The organism is Stutzerimonas tianxiuensis (assembly GCF_053470365.1).
Genome location: NZ_JBPVWS010000003.1, coordinates 216,301 through 231,577 on the forward strand (window position 1 = coordinate 216,301; position 15,277 = coordinate 231,577).

Annotated in this window: 13 protein-coding genes; 6 read left to right on the forward strand and 7 right to left on the reverse strand. The window is 57.9% G+C overall.

The genetic code is table 11. The features are described from left to right. The first annotated feature begins 120 nt into the window (after positions 1–120). The 3 genes from nfuA to ACSSNI_RS06095 all read left to right on the forward strand — a co-directional run bounded on the left by nfuA (position 121) and on the right by ACSSNI_RS06095 (position 2,785). Positions 121–705: a Fe-S biogenesis protein NfuA gene (gene nfuA, locus ACSSNI_RS06085; RefSeq protein WP_102835324.1), complete on the forward strand. Its 585-nt coding sequence runs from the start codon at positions 121–123 to the stop codon at positions 703–705. 140 nt (positions 706–845) lie between these two features. Further along, positions 846–1,829 (forward strand): response regulator, encoded by a 984-nt coding sequence (locus ACSSNI_RS06090; protein ID WP_148924137.1) that lies wholly within the window; start codon positions 846–848, stop codon positions 1,827–1,829. Positions 1,830–1,831: 2 nt separating this feature from the next. Next, positions 1,832–2,785, forward strand: coding sequence for a sensor domain-containing diguanylate cyclase (locus ACSSNI_RS06095; RefSeq protein WP_159968351.1), 954 nt, complete (start codon positions 1,832–1,834; stop codon positions 2,783–2,785). Here ACSSNI_RS06095 and ACSSNI_RS06100 read toward each other — a convergent pair. The 5 genes from ACSSNI_RS06100 to ACSSNI_RS06120 all read right to left on the reverse strand — a co-directional run bounded on the left by ACSSNI_RS06100 (position 2,782) and on the right by ACSSNI_RS06120 (position 7,445). After that, positions 2,782–3,885, reverse strand: a complete 1,104-nt coding sequence (locus ACSSNI_RS06100; RefSeq protein ID WP_159968350.1) for a DNA topoisomerase IB — start codon at positions 3,883–3,885, stop codon at positions 2,782–2,784. The two genes, ACSSNI_RS06095 and ACSSNI_RS06100, sit on opposite strands and share 4 nt — an antisense overlap. 118 nt (positions 3,886–4,003) lie before the next feature. Beyond that, positions 4,004–4,168, reverse strand: coding sequence for a hypothetical protein (locus tag ACSSNI_RS06105; protein ID WP_164863208.1), 165 nt, complete (start codon positions 4,166–4,168; stop codon positions 4,004–4,006). Between the two features lie 565 nt (positions 4,169–4,733). Then, a complete protein-coding gene (locus tag ACSSNI_RS06110) occupies positions 4,734–5,015 on the reverse strand; it encodes a hypothetical protein (protein ID WP_148924141.1) in 282 nt (93 codons plus the stop codon). A gap of 150 nt (positions 5,016–5,165) precedes the next feature. After that, the gene (locus ACSSNI_RS06115; protein WP_102835319.1) at positions 5,166–5,435 is read right to left on the reverse strand and encodes a hypothetical protein; all 270 of its coding nucleotides are present in this window, start codon (positions 5,433–5,435) and stop codon (positions 5,166–5,168) included. A 375-nt stretch (positions 5,436–5,810) separates the two neighbouring features. Continuing rightward, complete coding sequence (locus ACSSNI_RS06120; RefSeq protein WP_319297068.1) at positions 5,811–7,445, reverse strand: methyl-accepting chemotaxis protein; 1,635 nt, start codon at positions 7,443–7,445, stop codon at positions 5,811–5,813. A gap of 280 nt (positions 7,446–7,725) precedes the next feature. Here ACSSNI_RS06120 and ACSSNI_RS06125 point away from each other — a divergent pair, with 280 nt between their 5' ends. The 3 genes from ACSSNI_RS06125 to ACSSNI_RS06135 all read left to right on the forward strand — a co-directional run bounded on the left by ACSSNI_RS06125 (position 7,726) and on the right by ACSSNI_RS06135 (position 10,340). After that, positions 7,726–8,556, forward strand: a complete 831-nt coding sequence (locus tag ACSSNI_RS06125; RefSeq protein ID WP_200636863.1) for an undecaprenyl-diphosphate phosphatase — start codon at positions 7,726–7,728, stop codon at positions 8,554–8,556. A gap of 33 nt (positions 8,557–8,589) precedes the next feature. Next, positions 8,590–9,564, forward strand: a complete 975-nt coding sequence (locus ACSSNI_RS06130) for an alpha/beta fold hydrolase (protein ID WP_200636861.1) — start codon at positions 8,590–8,592, stop codon at positions 9,562–9,564. 68 nt (positions 9,565–9,632) lie between these two features. Continuing rightward, the gene (locus tag ACSSNI_RS06135; protein ID WP_200636859.1) at positions 9,633–10,340 is read left to right on the forward strand and encodes a DUF1294 domain-containing protein; all 708 of its coding nucleotides are present in this window, start codon (positions 9,633–9,635) and stop codon (positions 10,338–10,340) included. A gap of 72 nt (positions 10,341–10,412) precedes the next feature. Here the strand turns inward: ACSSNI_RS06135 and ACSSNI_RS06140 are convergent, their stop codons facing one another. Then, a complete protein-coding gene (locus tag ACSSNI_RS06140; protein ID WP_200636858.1) occupies positions 10,413–11,999 on the reverse strand; it encodes an ABC-F family ATPase in 1,587 nt (528 codons plus the stop codon). A 324-nt stretch (positions 12,000–12,323) separates the two neighbouring features. Continuing rightward, positions 12,324–14,933, reverse strand: a complete 2,610-nt coding sequence (gene acnB / locus ACSSNI_RS06145) for a bifunctional aconitate hydratase 2/2-methylisocitrate dehydratase (RefSeq protein ID WP_200636857.1) — start codon at positions 14,931–14,933, stop codon at positions 12,324–12,326. Positions 14,934–15,277 lie beyond the last annotated feature (344 nt).

Genomic DNA, 15,277 nt, shown 5'->3' on the forward strand with positions numbered 1-15,277 from the left:
TGATAAAGTGCTCGTAAGCGGCAGACCCCTGCGTAGACCGGTAAGTCCTACTAAAACACTAGGACTTTATCCGGGGCGGTGGTTGGCGTACACTGCCGGGCATGTATGAGAGGAGTTCCCATGAGCGCCATTACCATTACCGAAGCTGCACACGATTACCTGGCCGACCTGCTTGAAAAGCAGAACACTACCGGGATCGGTATCCGGGTCTTTATCACTCAGCCAGGCACGCCTTACGCTGAAACCTGCATCGCCTATTGCAAACCGGGCGAGGAAAAGCCGGACGACATCGCGGTCTCTCTTAAGAGCTTTACCGCCTGGATCGACGGCACCAGCGAACCATTCCTGGAAGACGCCCTGGTTGATTACGCCACTGACCGCATGGGCGGACAGCTGACTATCAAGGCACCCAACGCCAAGCTGCCGATGGTCAATGAAGACAGCCCGCTCAATGATCGCATCAATTATTACCTGCAGACCGAAATCAATCCCGGACTTGCCAGCCATGGCGGGCAGGTGACTTTGATCGATGTGGTGGACGAAGGCGTGGCAGTGCTGCAGTTCGGAGGTGGGTGCCAGGGTTGCGGTCAGGCTGATGTAACGCTCAAGGAGGGTATTGAAAAAACCTTGCTGGAAAGGATCCCGGAACTGAAGGGCGTGCGTGATGTGACCGACCACACCAATCGCGACAATGCCTATTATTGAGTGGTAACGGCCTAAACGGTGGCTGTTTCGGTCAGCTTGATGGCTGATTGCTACTATCTTTTCGCGTCGTCCCCACAGCGCCCGCTAGCTGAGATAAGCTGTCCAGGATCCAGAGGCCTGGCCAAGTGAGCGAGCGCTGCATGTCTGCCGTTTCCCTTTTGATTTGCGATGATTCCAGCCTGGCGCGCAAGCAATTGCTGCGCGCACTGCCGGCTGAGTGGCCGCTGGATATTTCTCAGGCTGCCAGTGGTCGCGAGGCGCTTGAACGAATTCGCGAAGGGGACATCGATGTCTTGCTGCTCGATCTGACCATGCCAGACATGGACGGCTATGGGTTACTGGCAGCCCTTCGCCACGAGCAGCTGGAATGCAAGGTCATCGTGATCTCGGCGGACGTCCAGGAAGAGGCCGTGCGCCGGGTGCTGGAATTGGGTGCGCTGGCATTCATTCGCAAGCCTGCCGATCCGGTACATCTGCAGCAGACCCTGGCGGGGCTTGGGGTTGTCGGCAGCGAATTGCCGGCGCTCGGAGAGCGAAACGCCGGTCCGGTTGCGTTCCGCGATGCCTTTCGTGAGGTCGTTAACGTAGCGATGGGGCGAGCGGCGGCACTGCTCGCCAAGGTGCTAGGGGTGTTCGTGCAGCTGCCCATCCCCAATGTGAACATCCTCGAAGTCGGTGAATTGCACATGGCGCTGGCTGATGCCGCTCAAGGCGACAAGCTGTCGGCGGTGTGCCAGGGTTATATCGGCGGCGGCATCGCCGGCGAGGCACTGCTGATATTCCACGATTCCGAGATTGCTGACATGGCGCGTCTGATGCGCGCCGATGATTACCTCGAACTGGAGATGCTGCTCGATCTTTCCAGTCTTCTGATCAGCGCATGTCTGAGCGGTATAGCAGACCAGATCGATGTGGTCTTTTCTCAGGGGCACCCGCAGGTGCTGGGCCAGCATGCTTCAATCGACGAACTGATACGTCTCAACCGTAAACGCTGGAAAAACACCTTGGCGGTTGAAATCAGCTACAGCCTGGAAGGTCATGACATCCATTTCGACCTGCTCTTGCTGTTCACCGAAGACTCGGTTGAGCTGCTGTCACGCAAACTCGTCCCGTTGATGAGCTGAACATGTCCGAGCCGAACGATCTAAGCGAACTTCACTGGTTACTGGCCATCATCCAGAGTATCGACGTGGGTGTCGTGGTGCTTGACCGCGAGTATCGCATCGACGTCTGGAATACGTTCATGGAAAACCGCTCCGGACGGTTGCCCGAAGAGGCGCGCAAGAAAACCTTCTTTGAGCTGTTTCCTGAAGTCGACGAGCACTGGTTTCGCCGTAAGGTGGAGAACGTCGCTACGCTCGGGACTCCGTCGTTCACCATCTGGGAGCAGCGGCCGTATCTGTTGCGATTCAAAAACTACCAGCCGATTACCGGACTGGAAGATTTCATGTACCAGAACACCACGTTGATGCCATTGAAGGCGCTCAACGGCAGAATCGAACAGATCTGCCTGATCATCTATGACGTAACCGATGTGGCTACCAACCGTCGCCAGTTACAAGCGGCGAATCAGGAACTGCAGCGCCTATCCAGCACCGACCGCCTGACAGGCCTGTTCAATCGCGGCCATTGGGAGGAGATGCTGCGTCAGGACTATGCGCGACATCTTCGCTATGAGCGCAACGCAGCGCTGGTCATGTTCGATATCGACCACTTCAAGAAGATCAACGACAGCTACGGCCATCAGGCCGGCGATGCCGTGATCCAGCAAACTGCCGAGCTTGTTCGGCAGTGCATGCGCGACGCGGATATTGCCGGACGCTACGGCGGTGAGGAGTTCGTGGTACTGCTGCCGGACACCGACAGCGAGGGCGCAGTGACCTTTGCTGAACGGTTACGGCAAACCATTGCGGCTCATGAGGTCGTCTACGACGGGCACAGCATTCGCTTCACCGTCAGTTTGGGAATTGCGGACCTTAGCCAGCCAACCAGTGGTTACGCGCAACTGATTGAGCGCGCAGACAACGCCCTGTACTCATCAAAAGCCGCAGGGCGCAATCAGGTGACGCTGTACCACTAGGCCTTCGTGCGGGCGCTCAGAAATTTCAGCAAAGTGACTTCTTCACTGCTCATCCACTTGCGCTTTCTCGCCTTGCTCAGTTGCGCCAGTTCGCCAGCGACGAAGGCGTCAAGCACGTCAGGGTGGATGTAGCACTGGCGACACACTGCGGGCGTATTACCGAGTTGGCGAGAAACCTGGGAAACCACATCGACCAGATTGCGGCGCGCCACGGTGTCCGGTTGCCATTCACGCTTGCGCAGGTATTCCAGCGCCAAGGCACTCCCTGCCCAGGTTCGATAGTCCTTGGCGGTAAAGTCGCCCCCGGTCATCTCCTGTATGAATGCGTTAACGTCACTGGAGCTGACTGGCCGACGCACACCATGTTCGTCCAGGTATTGAAACAAATGCTGACCTGGCAACTCCATGCAGCGCCGGATGATGCGCGCCAGGCGCTGGTTCTTTAGTGTCACGCGATGCTCTACACCGCTTTTGCCTCGGAACTGAAAACGGATTGCCGCGCCCCGTACATCGACATGACGGGTTCGCAGTGTGGTCAGCCCATATGAGCGGTTTTCTTTTGCGTATCGCGAGTTGCCAACACGGATCAGGGTCGATTCGAGCAACTGCACCAGCAGCGCCATTACCTTTTCCCTCGGCATGCCATGCAAGGACAACTGCTGCTGCAAGCGCTCACGCATTCGCGGCAAGGCAGAACCGAATGACAGGACACGTTCGTACTTGCTGCTGTCGCGGATCTCTCGCCAGCGAGCGTGATAACGATATTGCTTGCGACCGCGAGCGTCGCGTCCAGTCGCCTGCATATGACCTTGAGGATCCGGGCAAATCCAGACATCGGAATAAGCGGGCGGAATGGCCAGCTTGTTGATGCGGGCTATTTCCTGCACATCAAGGATGCGCTCGCCCGACGGCAGGAAATAAGCAAATTTACCTCTGAGCTTTCGGCGGCTGATGCCTGGCCCGTGATCGTCCACGTAGTGCAGATCGGTAGGTAGCTCAGGGCAGAGGGCCGTGCCGGTATCCGGCATTTCATCCGCCGGCTGCGGGCGAACGCCCTCCGCCAATTGCGGCGCCTTCCCGCTGCCCTGATCGATCAGCATGCATGCTCCTGAAAGGGCCTCTGCCCGGCGTTCTAAGCCCAGCTGCGTCAATGATTGTGCGTTGAATGCAGCCAGGCTGTCCTGGTGGTTGTTGGCGACTTGCTGGGCGAGGCCGGTGTCAGTCTTCGCTTTCCTGGCTGTTACGCATCAACAGCCGTATCGCGGCTACAAGTTCGTCGATTGCCTCGCGATAGATAGCCGGATCCGCCTTTGTTTCGGCGCTGTCCGCCAGCCGTCGTGCACTTTCCAGATGGTCATTTATCGAGGAATAGTCTCCGATCATATAAGCGCTCCTGGGTTCGAACGAGAAGGGTGCTGACACAAGCGCTGTGTCTCAATAACAGACCGGCACGGACGACAGGGGTTCTGGCTCGCGTAACGGCGCAGCATGAACAGCAATGTTGTTTCCATTTTTGCTGCCAATGCCATGCCGCTTGTCAGTAGCGGCGCCTCCACCGAGATCATTGCGGCAGCTGATCGCGGAAATATTGGCTCCGTCCGGCTCCGATACTCACTGTTCGGCGCCGTTGAATCATGCTCAGTCAGTAATCCCAGGCTGTGCAGGCATGGACCATGCACTCAATTTCACGCCATCCTTGCTCAATTCGAGTCGGGCAGCCTCCAGCAAACCGGCCAAGTGGGCCGGGTCTGCATACTGAGATCGCGCGATATGTAGGATTGATAGAACTTCGTCACCTGCCGCACTGGTTACGCTTAGCGAGAAGCTGCCGTCCGTGTGGTCGGCTCGAGTCACTGCATGACAGGGTAAAAACGCCATTTCGCAGATGCGTCTGGCTTCATCAAGGTCAAGGACTGCCGATGTCATCCTCTTGGTCCGCAGATATTGATCATTTTGCAGGTGCAACGTCGAAGATCAGATTGATCCCATCGCCGCTGCCGTCACCCACTACCGAGCCCTGTACCGGTTTGTGCGTCACCTGACGACCCTTGTAGAAGTCGCTCAGATGCTGCTGCGCTACATCGCAGACATGTGTGATCAATCCGGTGGTCTGCGTATCGCGGGGAATGATGAACTTGAGGGTGATGCAATGGCCTTGTTCACCCTCCGGCAGATTGGCCAGACCGCTGCTATGCCATTGATCATTGACGTAGGCTTCTGCACCTTTCATGGGCTGCTCCTTGTTTATTGGCTTATTGCTGGGACCGTCGAATACCCGAATGGGTCCGTCTGCTCAGCGGAGCACCTGCGCGGATCAGGCACTTGAAAGCGAAAAGGCCCGGCGCTTGCGCAGCCGGGCCTCATCTAAACGCGGACAATTTTATTCGGGCATGTGCCAAGGAGCCAAATGTACGCCTTGGCGACTCAGGTCGGCGCGTGCCTGCTCCAGTGACTGGCCGAGCTTGATCGGGTCGGAGTAGACATGGCTAGCCAGTTTGCAATGACCGACGGTGCGCGATTCGCTGCCATCCAGAACTGTGATACTGAGCTCGCCGTTGCCTTCGAGCAGCGTCCAGGCCACGCACTGGAATGGTTTGAACGCACGGTCAGTAATCAGGAGGGCGTCGTTAAAGCGAAGCGGGCTGTTCATCAGGCATGTCTCTCTGTGTGATAACCAAAAATCGGATATGAGCCTGCCGCCAAGCTGTCGGCGCTGGCCTTACATATCCATTGATGTACACAGAGGACCGATAAGTCACAGGGCTGTTTCGTGTTTTACGGTTTTTTTTGCAATTAGCCAAAGGTCTAGCATTAGCTGCAGCTTGCACTCTCGGCTTAATTGCAAGCTAAGTTATTGTTTTAGTTGAGCTAGTTTCAGGTGGCACATGTAGATTCCGGTTCAAACCTGCGTTTAATGTTGTTTCGGGTGTGGCGAAGAGCCGCAACCGGAGTAAAAAACAAAACGGCCAGATCCAAGTTCTGGATCTGGCCGATGTATACAAAGCGCTGCGCTAATTCTGCGTAGTCAGACCTTGAACTGCCTGAGCAGGCGATTCAACTGCTCGGCTAGCTCACCGAGCCGCTCTCCTGCCGCGCTCGACTGCTCGGCGGCCTGTGTACTTTGTTGCGCCAACCCAGCTGCCTGAGTGACATTCTGGTTGATGTCTTCGACTACGTGCGTTTGTTGCAATGTAGCGCTGGCTATCGACGCGTTTAATCCCGACAGGTTGCGCAGTGCCTGGGCAATTTGGCCAAGGCTTGCCCCGGCCTGACTCGCTTGCTCCACGGTGGCCTGGGAAGCTCGGCTGCTTTCCATGATCACCGTGACGGCTGCACCTGAGTTCTTCTGCAGGCGTTCGATCATTGTGTGAATCTCGGCCGTTGAGGTCTGGGTGCGTTGCGCAAGCAGGCGAACCTCGTCGGCTACCACTGCGAAGCCTCGACCTTGCTCACCTGCGCGGGCTGCCTCGATCGCGGCGTTTAGTGCGAGGAGGTTGGTCTGATCGGCGATCGATCCGATGACCTCGAGAACCGATCCGATCTTGGTGGTCTCGTCAGCTAACGACTGGATGACGCCGACCGCTTCGTTGATGGTGGTTGAGAGCTGGTCGATCTGCTGCAAGCTGGCTTCGATATTTCGTTGCCCCAAGCCTGCCTGTTTCTCCGCGTCACCTACTTCATTGGATGCCTGTTCAGCATTCTTCGCCACTTCCTGAACAGCATAGGTGACCTCGTTGACGGCTGTGGCAACCAGCTCCATTTGTTGCGACTGTTGCTGACTCTGCTTGTGCGCCTGTCCGGCCAGACCGCCGAGTGCATTAGAGGAGGTTTCCAGTGCGCCGGAGGTTTCAAACAGTTGCCCGATCACCGAGCGAAGCTTGGCCGTGAAGGTGTTGAAGTCGCGGCTAAGGGTGGTCAATTCGTCGTTGCCCGACACGTCGAGGTTCCGCGTCAGGTCGGCTTCGCCGCTGGCAATGTTGGCCATCGCCTGCATGGAGTGGCGCAATGGCTGAGTGATACTGCGGATGAGAATGGCGACCAGCACCGCCATCAGCGCAGCAATTGCCAAGCCAATGATCGAAAAACGTACTAGATAATTCTGGAACTCCGCTTCGACGTCGTCGACGTAGATCCCCGAACCTATGATCCAGCCCCATGGCTTGAACAGCTCGACATAGGAGATCTTCGGCACGGGGTCTTTCTCGCCGGGCTTCGCCCATTGATAGTCAACCAGGCCGGCACCTTTGAGTTGGGCAATCTTGACCATCTCGTTGAACAGTTCTTTGCCGTTCGGATCCTTAACCTTGGACAGATTCTGGCCCTCAAGCTCGGGTTTCATCGGATGCATGACCATGACGGGCTGCATGTCGTTGATCCAGAAATAGTCGTTCTGGCCATAGCGAATCAGACGAACCTGATCCATTGCGGCTTTCTGTGCCTCGGCCGTCGTCATGCTCCCGTTGGCTTCGAGCTGCTGGTAATAGGTCAGTACGCCTCGCGCGGTCTCGACGATGTTTTGCGTCATCACCTGCTTGCCTTTGTACAAGTCGCTACGCACCTGCTGGATCATCAGCAGGCCAAGCACGAAGAGCATGACCACCGCTACCAGCGGAATCAGCCAGAGGCGCTTACTAATCGGGAAGTTTCTTAGCAGATTCATAGGGTTGTAAGCTCCTGTTAATGTCTTGTGTTTTTTATTATTCGAATAGGGAGTGGAGCGCGGCGACACGGTCTGCCCTGAAAAACAGTTAAGGCAGCGGTTTTGGTCATGGCTCATGAATAGCGTTTCGGCTGTCAGTTGAAAAAGATGAGGGTGGCCGCGTTCACCAATGAATTTACTTGGCTAAAGCGAGTCAGAACAGCGCTCAGATGGCTATCTGACATATACCTTTGTGGCATATTCAGCCGCGATAAAATCCAGCGTTAAATTGGGGAAATAGATGGACCTATGGATTGCCTTTCAGGCGTTGCTTCTAGGGGTAGTGGAAGGCATCACGGAGTTTCTGCCTATATCGAGCACCGGGCACCAGATCATCGTCGCGGACCTGATCGGTTTCGGCGGGGAAAGAGCGCTGGCTTTCAACATTATTATTCAGCTAGGCGCCATCCTGGCGGTTGTATGGGAGTACCGGCGCAAGATAGTCGACGTGGTAGTCGGCCTGCCGAAACAGAAGCAGGCCCAGAAGTTTACCGGGAACCTACTGGTCGCGTTTTTTCCGGCGGTGGTGCTTGGTGTCACCTTCGCTGATCTCATCCATGAGTTCCTGTTTAACCCGATCACGGTTGCTGCCGCACTGGTAATTGGTGGCGTAGTGATGCTCTGGGCTGAAAAGCGAGTGCATGAAGTGCAGGCCGAAACGGTTGATGACATGCACTGGAGCCAGGCCCTGAAGGTGGGTTTCGCACAGTGCTTGGCTCTCATTCCCGGCACCTCCCGTTCGGGTGCAACGATCATCGGTGGATTGTTGTTCGGGCTGTCCCGAAAGGCAGCCACAGAGTTTTCGTTCTTCCTGGCCATGCCAACCATGGTCGGTGCTGCGGTGTACTCGGGTTACAAGTATCGAGATCTTTTTCAGCCAGCCGATTTGCCGGTGTTTGCTATCGGCTTTGTTACATCGTTCATCTTTGCGATGGTGGCTGTCAGAGCCTTGCTGAAATTTATAGGCAACCATAGCTACGCGGCATTTGCCTGGTATCGAATCATCTTCGGCATCATCATCCTTGGAACCTGGCAGTTCAGCCTGATCGACTGGAGTACGGCGGCTGGCTGAGCACGCTTGAACAGATAGCCAAGGAGCGCTTACGTGCCCTCGTTCGAACATCAGCTTCTATCAGTCAACGGCATCACACTCAGCATCTATAGCGCGGGTCCCCTGGATGGGCCTGTAGTCTGGTTGCTGCACGGGTTTCCTGAAAGTTGGTATTCGTGGCGCCACCAGATACGGCTGCTGGCGGAGGCGGGATATCGGGTGTTGGTCCCTGAAATGCGCGGCTACGGGCAGACCAGCGCTCCGGATGATGTCTCCAGCTATGACCTGATGACCGTCTGCGCAGACATCCAGGCGGCGATGGACCTGCTTGGTCAGCGTTCGGTAGCAGTGGTGGGGCACGATTGGGGCGCACCGGTCGCCTGGCATCTAGCCTTGCTTGAGCCGCAACGAGTCAGAGTGATCGCCGCCATGGCCGTGCCCTATGGTGGTCGTCCGAAACGACCTGCTATAGAGATCATCCGCAGCCAGTTCGCTGATCGGTTCAACTACATTCTTTACTTTCAGCAGCCTGGTGTTGCCGAGACCGAATTGGATCAGGACATTCCGCGCACGTTGCGGATGATGATGCACAACACTTCGGCGGCGGTCCCCAAGGATTTCTTTCTACAGGACAAGCCGGCCGGCAGCTCGCTCTATCAGGGCATGCGAGATCCCGGCGCGCCCCCAGCCTGGTGCGCTTCGGACGCGTTCGCCGTCTACCTCGCTACGTTCGAGGGGCGTGGCTTTCGTGGCGCACTGAACTGGTATCGCAATTTCGAGCGTAACTGGGAGCGCACAGCGCCGTTAGCCGAGCGAAAGGTTGAGCAGCCCGCGCTTTTCCTGCTGGGCGACAAGGACCCGGTCGGTACTCTGGAAGCCCATACGCTGCAGAAGATGCCCAGCTGGGTTTCGGACCATGAGCAGCACATCGTCGAAGACTGTGGTCATTGGATACAGAGCGAGCAGCCCGAGCAGGTCAACAGGCTTCTTCTCGGTTTTCTTGAGCGCCGCTACACCCAGGCCCGATAGCGGCTAGCTGCTCGTAGCGCCAGAGGTAAGCGGCTAGAATCCCCGGTTTTCCCGCGGGATCACTTGCCATGGAATTACGCGGTCAGCTTAAAAGCTGGAACGATCAAAAGGGATTCGGTTTCATTCGGCCGGAACAGGGTAGCGAGGAAATCTTCGCGCATATTTCGGCCATGCGCGGCGCTCGCCGTCCGGTGCAGGGCGACCGGGTACTCTACATCAGTGAACGGGACGAGAACGGACGCCTGCGCGCCACGCATCTCCGCCTGGACGCAGGGCTGTCTTTAGACGAGCCGGCCATTCGACGAAAGCCGCCTGGGGTAGCGATCCAGTCCGCGCAGAATAGAAGCACCCAACCAAGGGCCAAGTCGCAAGCAAGGCCTCGGCGCAACGGGGCGATAAGGTGGCCGCCCCTAAAACTCCTAGGGTTGATTCTGCTCTGTCTTTTACCGGCGCTCGGGCTTTTTCGTATGGCGGGGCAGGGTAGCTACTGGCCGCTCTGTGCCTATCTCTTGGGTAGCCTGTTGGCCTTTGGGCTCTACCTGCACGACAAGCGCAGCGCACTGCGTAGCGGCCGGCGTACACCCGAGGCCCGCCTGCATCTGGTTGAGTTGCTGGGTGGCTGGCCGGGTGCGTTGATCGCTCAGCAGGCATTGCGCCACAAGACCCGTAAATTCTCATTCCAGCTGGTGTTCTGGCTGATCGTTATCGTTCATCAGGCCGCGTGGCTGGACTACCTGTATCTCCAGAGCATGTATCGACTCCTGCCGCAGTTCTGAGTACATAAAACCAACGACAGCAGATCCAAAAGCGCCCCGGATTAGCGGGGCGCTTTCGTGCGTTGCGGACCTTTAGATCACGCCGAGGCTGCGCAGGTAGTCATCGTACGTTCCGCTGAAGTCGGTCACGCCCGAAGCCGACAGCTCGATAATGCGGGTCGCTAGCGACCCGACAAACTCCCGGTCATGGCTGACGAAGATAAGAGTGCCCGGATAGTTCTCCAGTGCAAGGTTGAGCGCCTCGATCGATTCCATATCGAGGTGGTTCGTAGGTTCGTCCATCAGCAGCACGTTGGGCTTTTTCAAGATCAACTTGCCGAAGAGCATGCGGCCCTGTTCGCCACCGGATATCACCCGGACGGATTTCAGGATTTCGTCGTTGGAGAACAGCATGCGACCGAGCGTGCCGCGCACGACCTGCTCGCCACCTTGCGTCCATTGACTCATCCAGTCGAACAGCGTGACATCGTCTTCGAAGTCATCGGCGTGATCCTGAGCGTAGTAGCCGAGTTCGGCGCTCTCGGTCCACTTCACCGAACCCGCATCGGGTTGCAGCTCGCCAACCAGCGTGCGCAGCAGGGTGGTCTTGCCAATCCCGTTAGGGCCGATGATGGCTACGCGCTCTCCGGCCTCGACCGTGAAGCTGAAATTCTTGAACAGCGTTTTGCCGTCAAAGCCCTTGGCCACATGCTCCACGGTCACAGCCTGGCGGTGCAGCTTCTTGGTTTGCTCGAACCGGATGAAGGGGCTGACACGGCTGGACGGCTTGACCTCGGCCAGCTGAATCTTGTCGATTTGCTTGGCCCGTGAAGTCGCCTGCTTGGCCTTGGAGGCGTTGGCCGAGAAGCGGCTGACAAAGGTCTGCAGTTCGGCGATTTGCGCCTTCTTCTTTGCGTTGTCCGACAGCAGCTGCTCGCGTGATTGGGTCGCCGCGGTCATGTACTCGTCGTAGTTGCCAGGGAACAGGCGCAACTCGCAGTAATCCAGGTCCGCCATGTGCGTGCACACGCTGTTCAGGAAGTGGCGGTCGTGGGAGATGATGATCATGGTGCTGTTACGCGCCGTGAGTACGTTTTCCAGCCAGCGGATGGTGTGAATGTCCAGGTGGTTGGTTGGTTCGTCGAGCAGCAGCACTTCAGGGTCGGAAAACAGTGCCTGCGCCAGCAACACGCGCAGTTTCCAGCCGGGGGCTACCTCGCTCATCGGGCCGAAATGCTGCTCCAGAGGAATACCCAGGCCCAGCAGCAGCTCACCAGCGCGAGACTCGGCCGTATAACCGTCCATCTCGGCGAAATCGGTTTCCAGCTCTGCCACCGCCATGCCGTCTTCTTCGCTCATTTCTGGCAACGAATAGATGCGCTCGCGTTCGGCCTTGACCTTCCACAGCTCCTCATGACCCATGATCACCGTGTCGATGACATTGAAGTCCTCGTAGGCGAACTGATCCTGCCGCAGCTTGCCGAGGCGCACGTTGGGCTCGAGCATGACCTGGCCTGCGGACGGCTCAAGATCGCCACCGAGGATTTTCATGAACGTCGACTTGCCGGACCCGTTGGCGCCGATCAGGCCGTAGCGATTGCCATTGCCAAATTTGACGGAGACGTTTTCAAACAGCGGCTTGGCGCCAAACTGCATGGTGATGTTAGCTGTAGAAATCAAGAAGCTCTATCTCGCGGGTTTCAGAGTGTTAGGTATCGGCTTGTGCATGCTTGGAGCGAGCGTTGTTGCTCGTTCGCCCAAATCCCCCTCAGCGTTGATCCGGCGGGCGTACGTTGGCAGCAGCATTCGTGCGCAAGGCCGAGCTGTTGGGATAAAGGTAGGGGTTCATGCCAGACAGTGCCGCTATTGTCGCATAGCTGCGCCGGCAGTTGTATGAGGTCCACAAAAGCAAACGCCCCGAACCAGTCGGGGCGCTCACTCATCTACCGCTTCGTCGTCAGGCTGCTCTAGACAGCCTGCGATCTGAGCGTTGTCACTGAAGCGTCAAACGGCAACCACGTCGATCTTTGCCTTCGCCGCAGACTCGCGGAATTCGGCAATTTGATCGAAGCTCAGGTAGCGGTAAACGTCAGCCGCCATGGTGTCGATCTGAGCAGCGTAGACCATGTACTCCTCGACAGTCGGCAGACGGCCAAGAATCGAAGCAACAGCTGCCAGTTCGGCAGAAGCCAGGTACACATTGGTCGCGTCGCCGAGGCGGTTGGGGAAGTTACGAGTCGAGGTGGAGACGACTGTCGAGCCGGTTTCAACACGTGCCTGGTTACCCATGCACAGCGAGCAGCCCGGCATTTCCAGTCGCGCACCGGCACGGCCGTAGATGCCGTAATAACCTTCCTCGGTCAGCTGATGCTGGTCCATCTTGGTCGGAGGCGACAGCCACAGGCGTGTCGGTAGAGCACCTTCGACCTTGTCCAGCAACTTGCCGGCGGCGCGGAAGTGACCAATGTTGGTCATGCACGACCCGATGAACACTTCGTCGATCTTCTCGCCTTGAACGGTCGAGAGCAGGCGAGCGTCGTCCGGGTCATTCGGTGCACAGAGCACAGGCTCAGTAACTTCGGACAGGTCGATCTCGATGATCTCGGCGTATTCGGCATCCGCATCGGCAGCCAGCAGCTCCGGCTGGGCCAGCCAGGCTTCCATGGCCTGTGCGCGACGCTCCAGCGTACGAGCATCGCCGTAGCCTTCGCTGATCATCCAGCGCAGCAGGGTGATGTTCGACTGCAGGTATTCGGCGATCGCCGCTTCCGGCAGCTTGATGGTGCAGCCGGCAGCAGAGCGCTCTGCCGAGGCGTCAGACAGCTCGAACGCCTGTTCTACGGTCAGCTCGTTGAGGCCCTCGATCTCGAGAATGCGGCCGGAGAAGATATTCTTCTTACCTTTCTTCTCTACGGTCAGCAGACCTTTCTGGATTGCGTAATACGGAATCGCATGAACCAGGTCGCGCAGGGTGATGCCAGGCTGCATCTTGCCCTTGAAGCGAACGAGTACCGACTCCGGCATGTCCAGCGGCATGACACCGGTGGCTGCGGCAAAGGCGACCAGACCGGAACCGGCCGGGAAGGAGATCCCCATCGGGAAACGGGTGTGTGAGTCACCGCCGGTTCCGACAGTATCCGGCAGCAGCATGCGGTTCAGCCAGCTGTGGATGATGCCGTCGCCGGGACGCAGGGAAACACCGCCGCGGGTCATGATGAAGTCCGGCAGGGTGTGGTGAGTGGTGACATCGATCGGCTTCGGATAAGCCGCGGTATGGCAGAAGGACTGCATCACCAAGTCGGCAGAGAAGCCGAGGCAAGCCAGGTCCTTCAGCTCGTCGCGAGTCATCGGGCCAGTGGTGTCCTGGGAGCCGACGGTGGTCATCTTCGGTTCGCAATAGGTGCCCGGACGGACGCCTTTGCCTTCCGGCAGACCGCAGGCGCGACCGACCATCTTCTGGGCGAGCGTGAAGCCCTTGTTGCTTTCTGCCGGCGCTTCCGGCTTCTTGAACAGGTCAGTCGGACCCATGCCCAGTTCGGCGCGTGCTTTCTCGGTCAGACCGCGACCGATGATCAGCGGAATACGGCCGCCAGCGCGCACTTCGTCGAGCAGGACGTCAGTTTTCAACTGGAAAGTGGTGACCAGCTCATCGCTATCATGGCGGCGGACTTCGCCTTTGTACGGGTAGACGTCGATTACGTCGCCCATTGCCAGGTCGGAGCAATCGAACTCGATCGGCAGTGCGCCGGCGTCTTCCATGGTGTTGTAGAAGATCGGCGCGATCTTGGTACCAAAGCAGAAACCGCCGGCACGCTTGTTCGGCACGTTCGGGATGTCGTCTCCAAAGAACCACAGTACCGAGTTGGTAGCGGATTTACGCGAAGAACCGGTGCCGACCACGTCACCAACGTAGGCGACAGGGAAGCCTTTGGTTTGCAGCTCTTGCATCTGCTTGAGCGGACCAACCGAGCCGGGAGCGTCGGGGTTGATGCCGTCGCGAGCCATTTTCAGCATCGCCAGCGCGTGCAGCGGGATGTCCGGGCGCGACCAGGCGTCTGGTGCCGGGGACAGATCGTCGGTGTTGGTTTCACCAGTAACCTTGAATACGGTCAGGGTGACCTTCTCGGCAACGGGGGCGCGGTTCTTGAACCACTCGCCTTCCGCCCAGGACTGCAGAACAGCTTTGGCGTTGGCATTGCCGGCTTTGGCTTTTTCAGCGACATCGTGGAAAGCATCGAACATCAGCAGGGTGTGCTTGAGTTGCGCTGCAGTGGTGTCGGACAGTTCGGCGTCATCGAGCAGGTCGACCAGCGTGACGATGTTGTAACCGCCCTGCATGGTGCCCAGCAACTCAACGGCGTGCTGCTTGCTGATCAGCGGCGAGGTGGCTTCGCCTTTGGCGATGGCGGCAAGGAAGCCGGCCTTGACGTAAGCGGCTTCGTCCACGCCCGCAGGAACGCGGTTGGTGATCAGATCAAGGAGAAATTGTTCTTCGCCGGCAGGCGGGTTTTTCAGGAGTTCGACCAGGCCCGCGGTCTGCTCGGCGTTCAGTGGCTGGGGCACGACGCCCTGAGCGGCACGCTCTTCTACGTGTTTGCGATAGGCTTCAAGCACAGTTTTATACCCTCATCATTGGTCCCATGGGTGTCTCGGGACGCGCATCCGGAAGCTGTTTTCAAAGTTTTACGCCGGGTTGAGAACCGGGCGCGCAGGTGAGAGGGATCTGCGCACCCGGCGGAGTAGCCGGATAACTGTGCTCGTGACGCTTTGAAAACAGCTTCTTGCGGATTGTGGCGCCTAAAACGGCGGGCCGATTCTACTGGAACGGGCCCGCAAAGTTAAGTGAAACGCCAAGGCGCGGCCGTGGCGGCGCTAACAGGAGGTCGCTGGCTGTTTCGGATGAGGCCCGTGATCCGTGGGCTGCAGGGCCTCTTTTGAAGGCGTGCCTTGGATTGGTC

Bases quoted from the DNA above. Each gene is read 5' to 3' on its own strand.
- nfuA (WP_102835324.1), top strand. From the start codon at position 121: ATGAGCGCCATTACCATTACCGAAGCTGCACACGATTACCTGGCCGAC.
- ACSSNI_RS06090 (WP_148924137.1), top strand. From the start codon at position 846: ATGTCTGCCGTTTCCCTTTTGATTTGCGATGATTCCAGCCTGGCGCGC.
- ACSSNI_RS06095 (WP_159968351.1), top strand. From the start codon at position 1,832: ATGTCCGAGCCGAACGATCTAAGCGAACTTCACTGGTTACTGGCCATC.
- ACSSNI_RS06100 (WP_159968350.1), bottom strand. From the start codon at position 3,885: ATGCTGATCGATCAGGGCAGCGGGAAGGCGCCGCAATTGGCGGAGGGC.
- ACSSNI_RS06105 (WP_164863208.1), bottom strand. From the start codon at position 4,168: ATGATCGGAGACTATTCCTCGATAAATGACCATCTGGAAAGTGCACGA.
- ACSSNI_RS06110 (WP_148924141.1), bottom strand. From the start codon at position 5,015: ATGAAAGGTGCAGAAGCCTACGTCAATGATCAATGGCATAGCAGCGGT.
- ACSSNI_RS06115 (WP_102835319.1), bottom strand. From the start codon at position 5,435: ATGAACAGCCCGCTTCGCTTTAACGACGCCCTCCTGATTACTGACCGT.
- ACSSNI_RS06120 (WP_319297068.1), bottom strand. From the start codon at position 7,445: ATGAATCTGCTAAGAAACTTCCCGATTAGTAAGCGCCTCTGGCTGATT.
- ACSSNI_RS06125 (WP_200636863.1), top strand. From the start codon at position 7,726: ATGGACCTATGGATTGCCTTTCAGGCGTTGCTTCTAGGGGTAGTGGAA.
- ACSSNI_RS06135 (WP_200636859.1), top strand. From the start codon at position 9,633: ATGGAATTACGCGGTCAGCTTAAAAGCTGGAACGATCAAAAGGGATTC.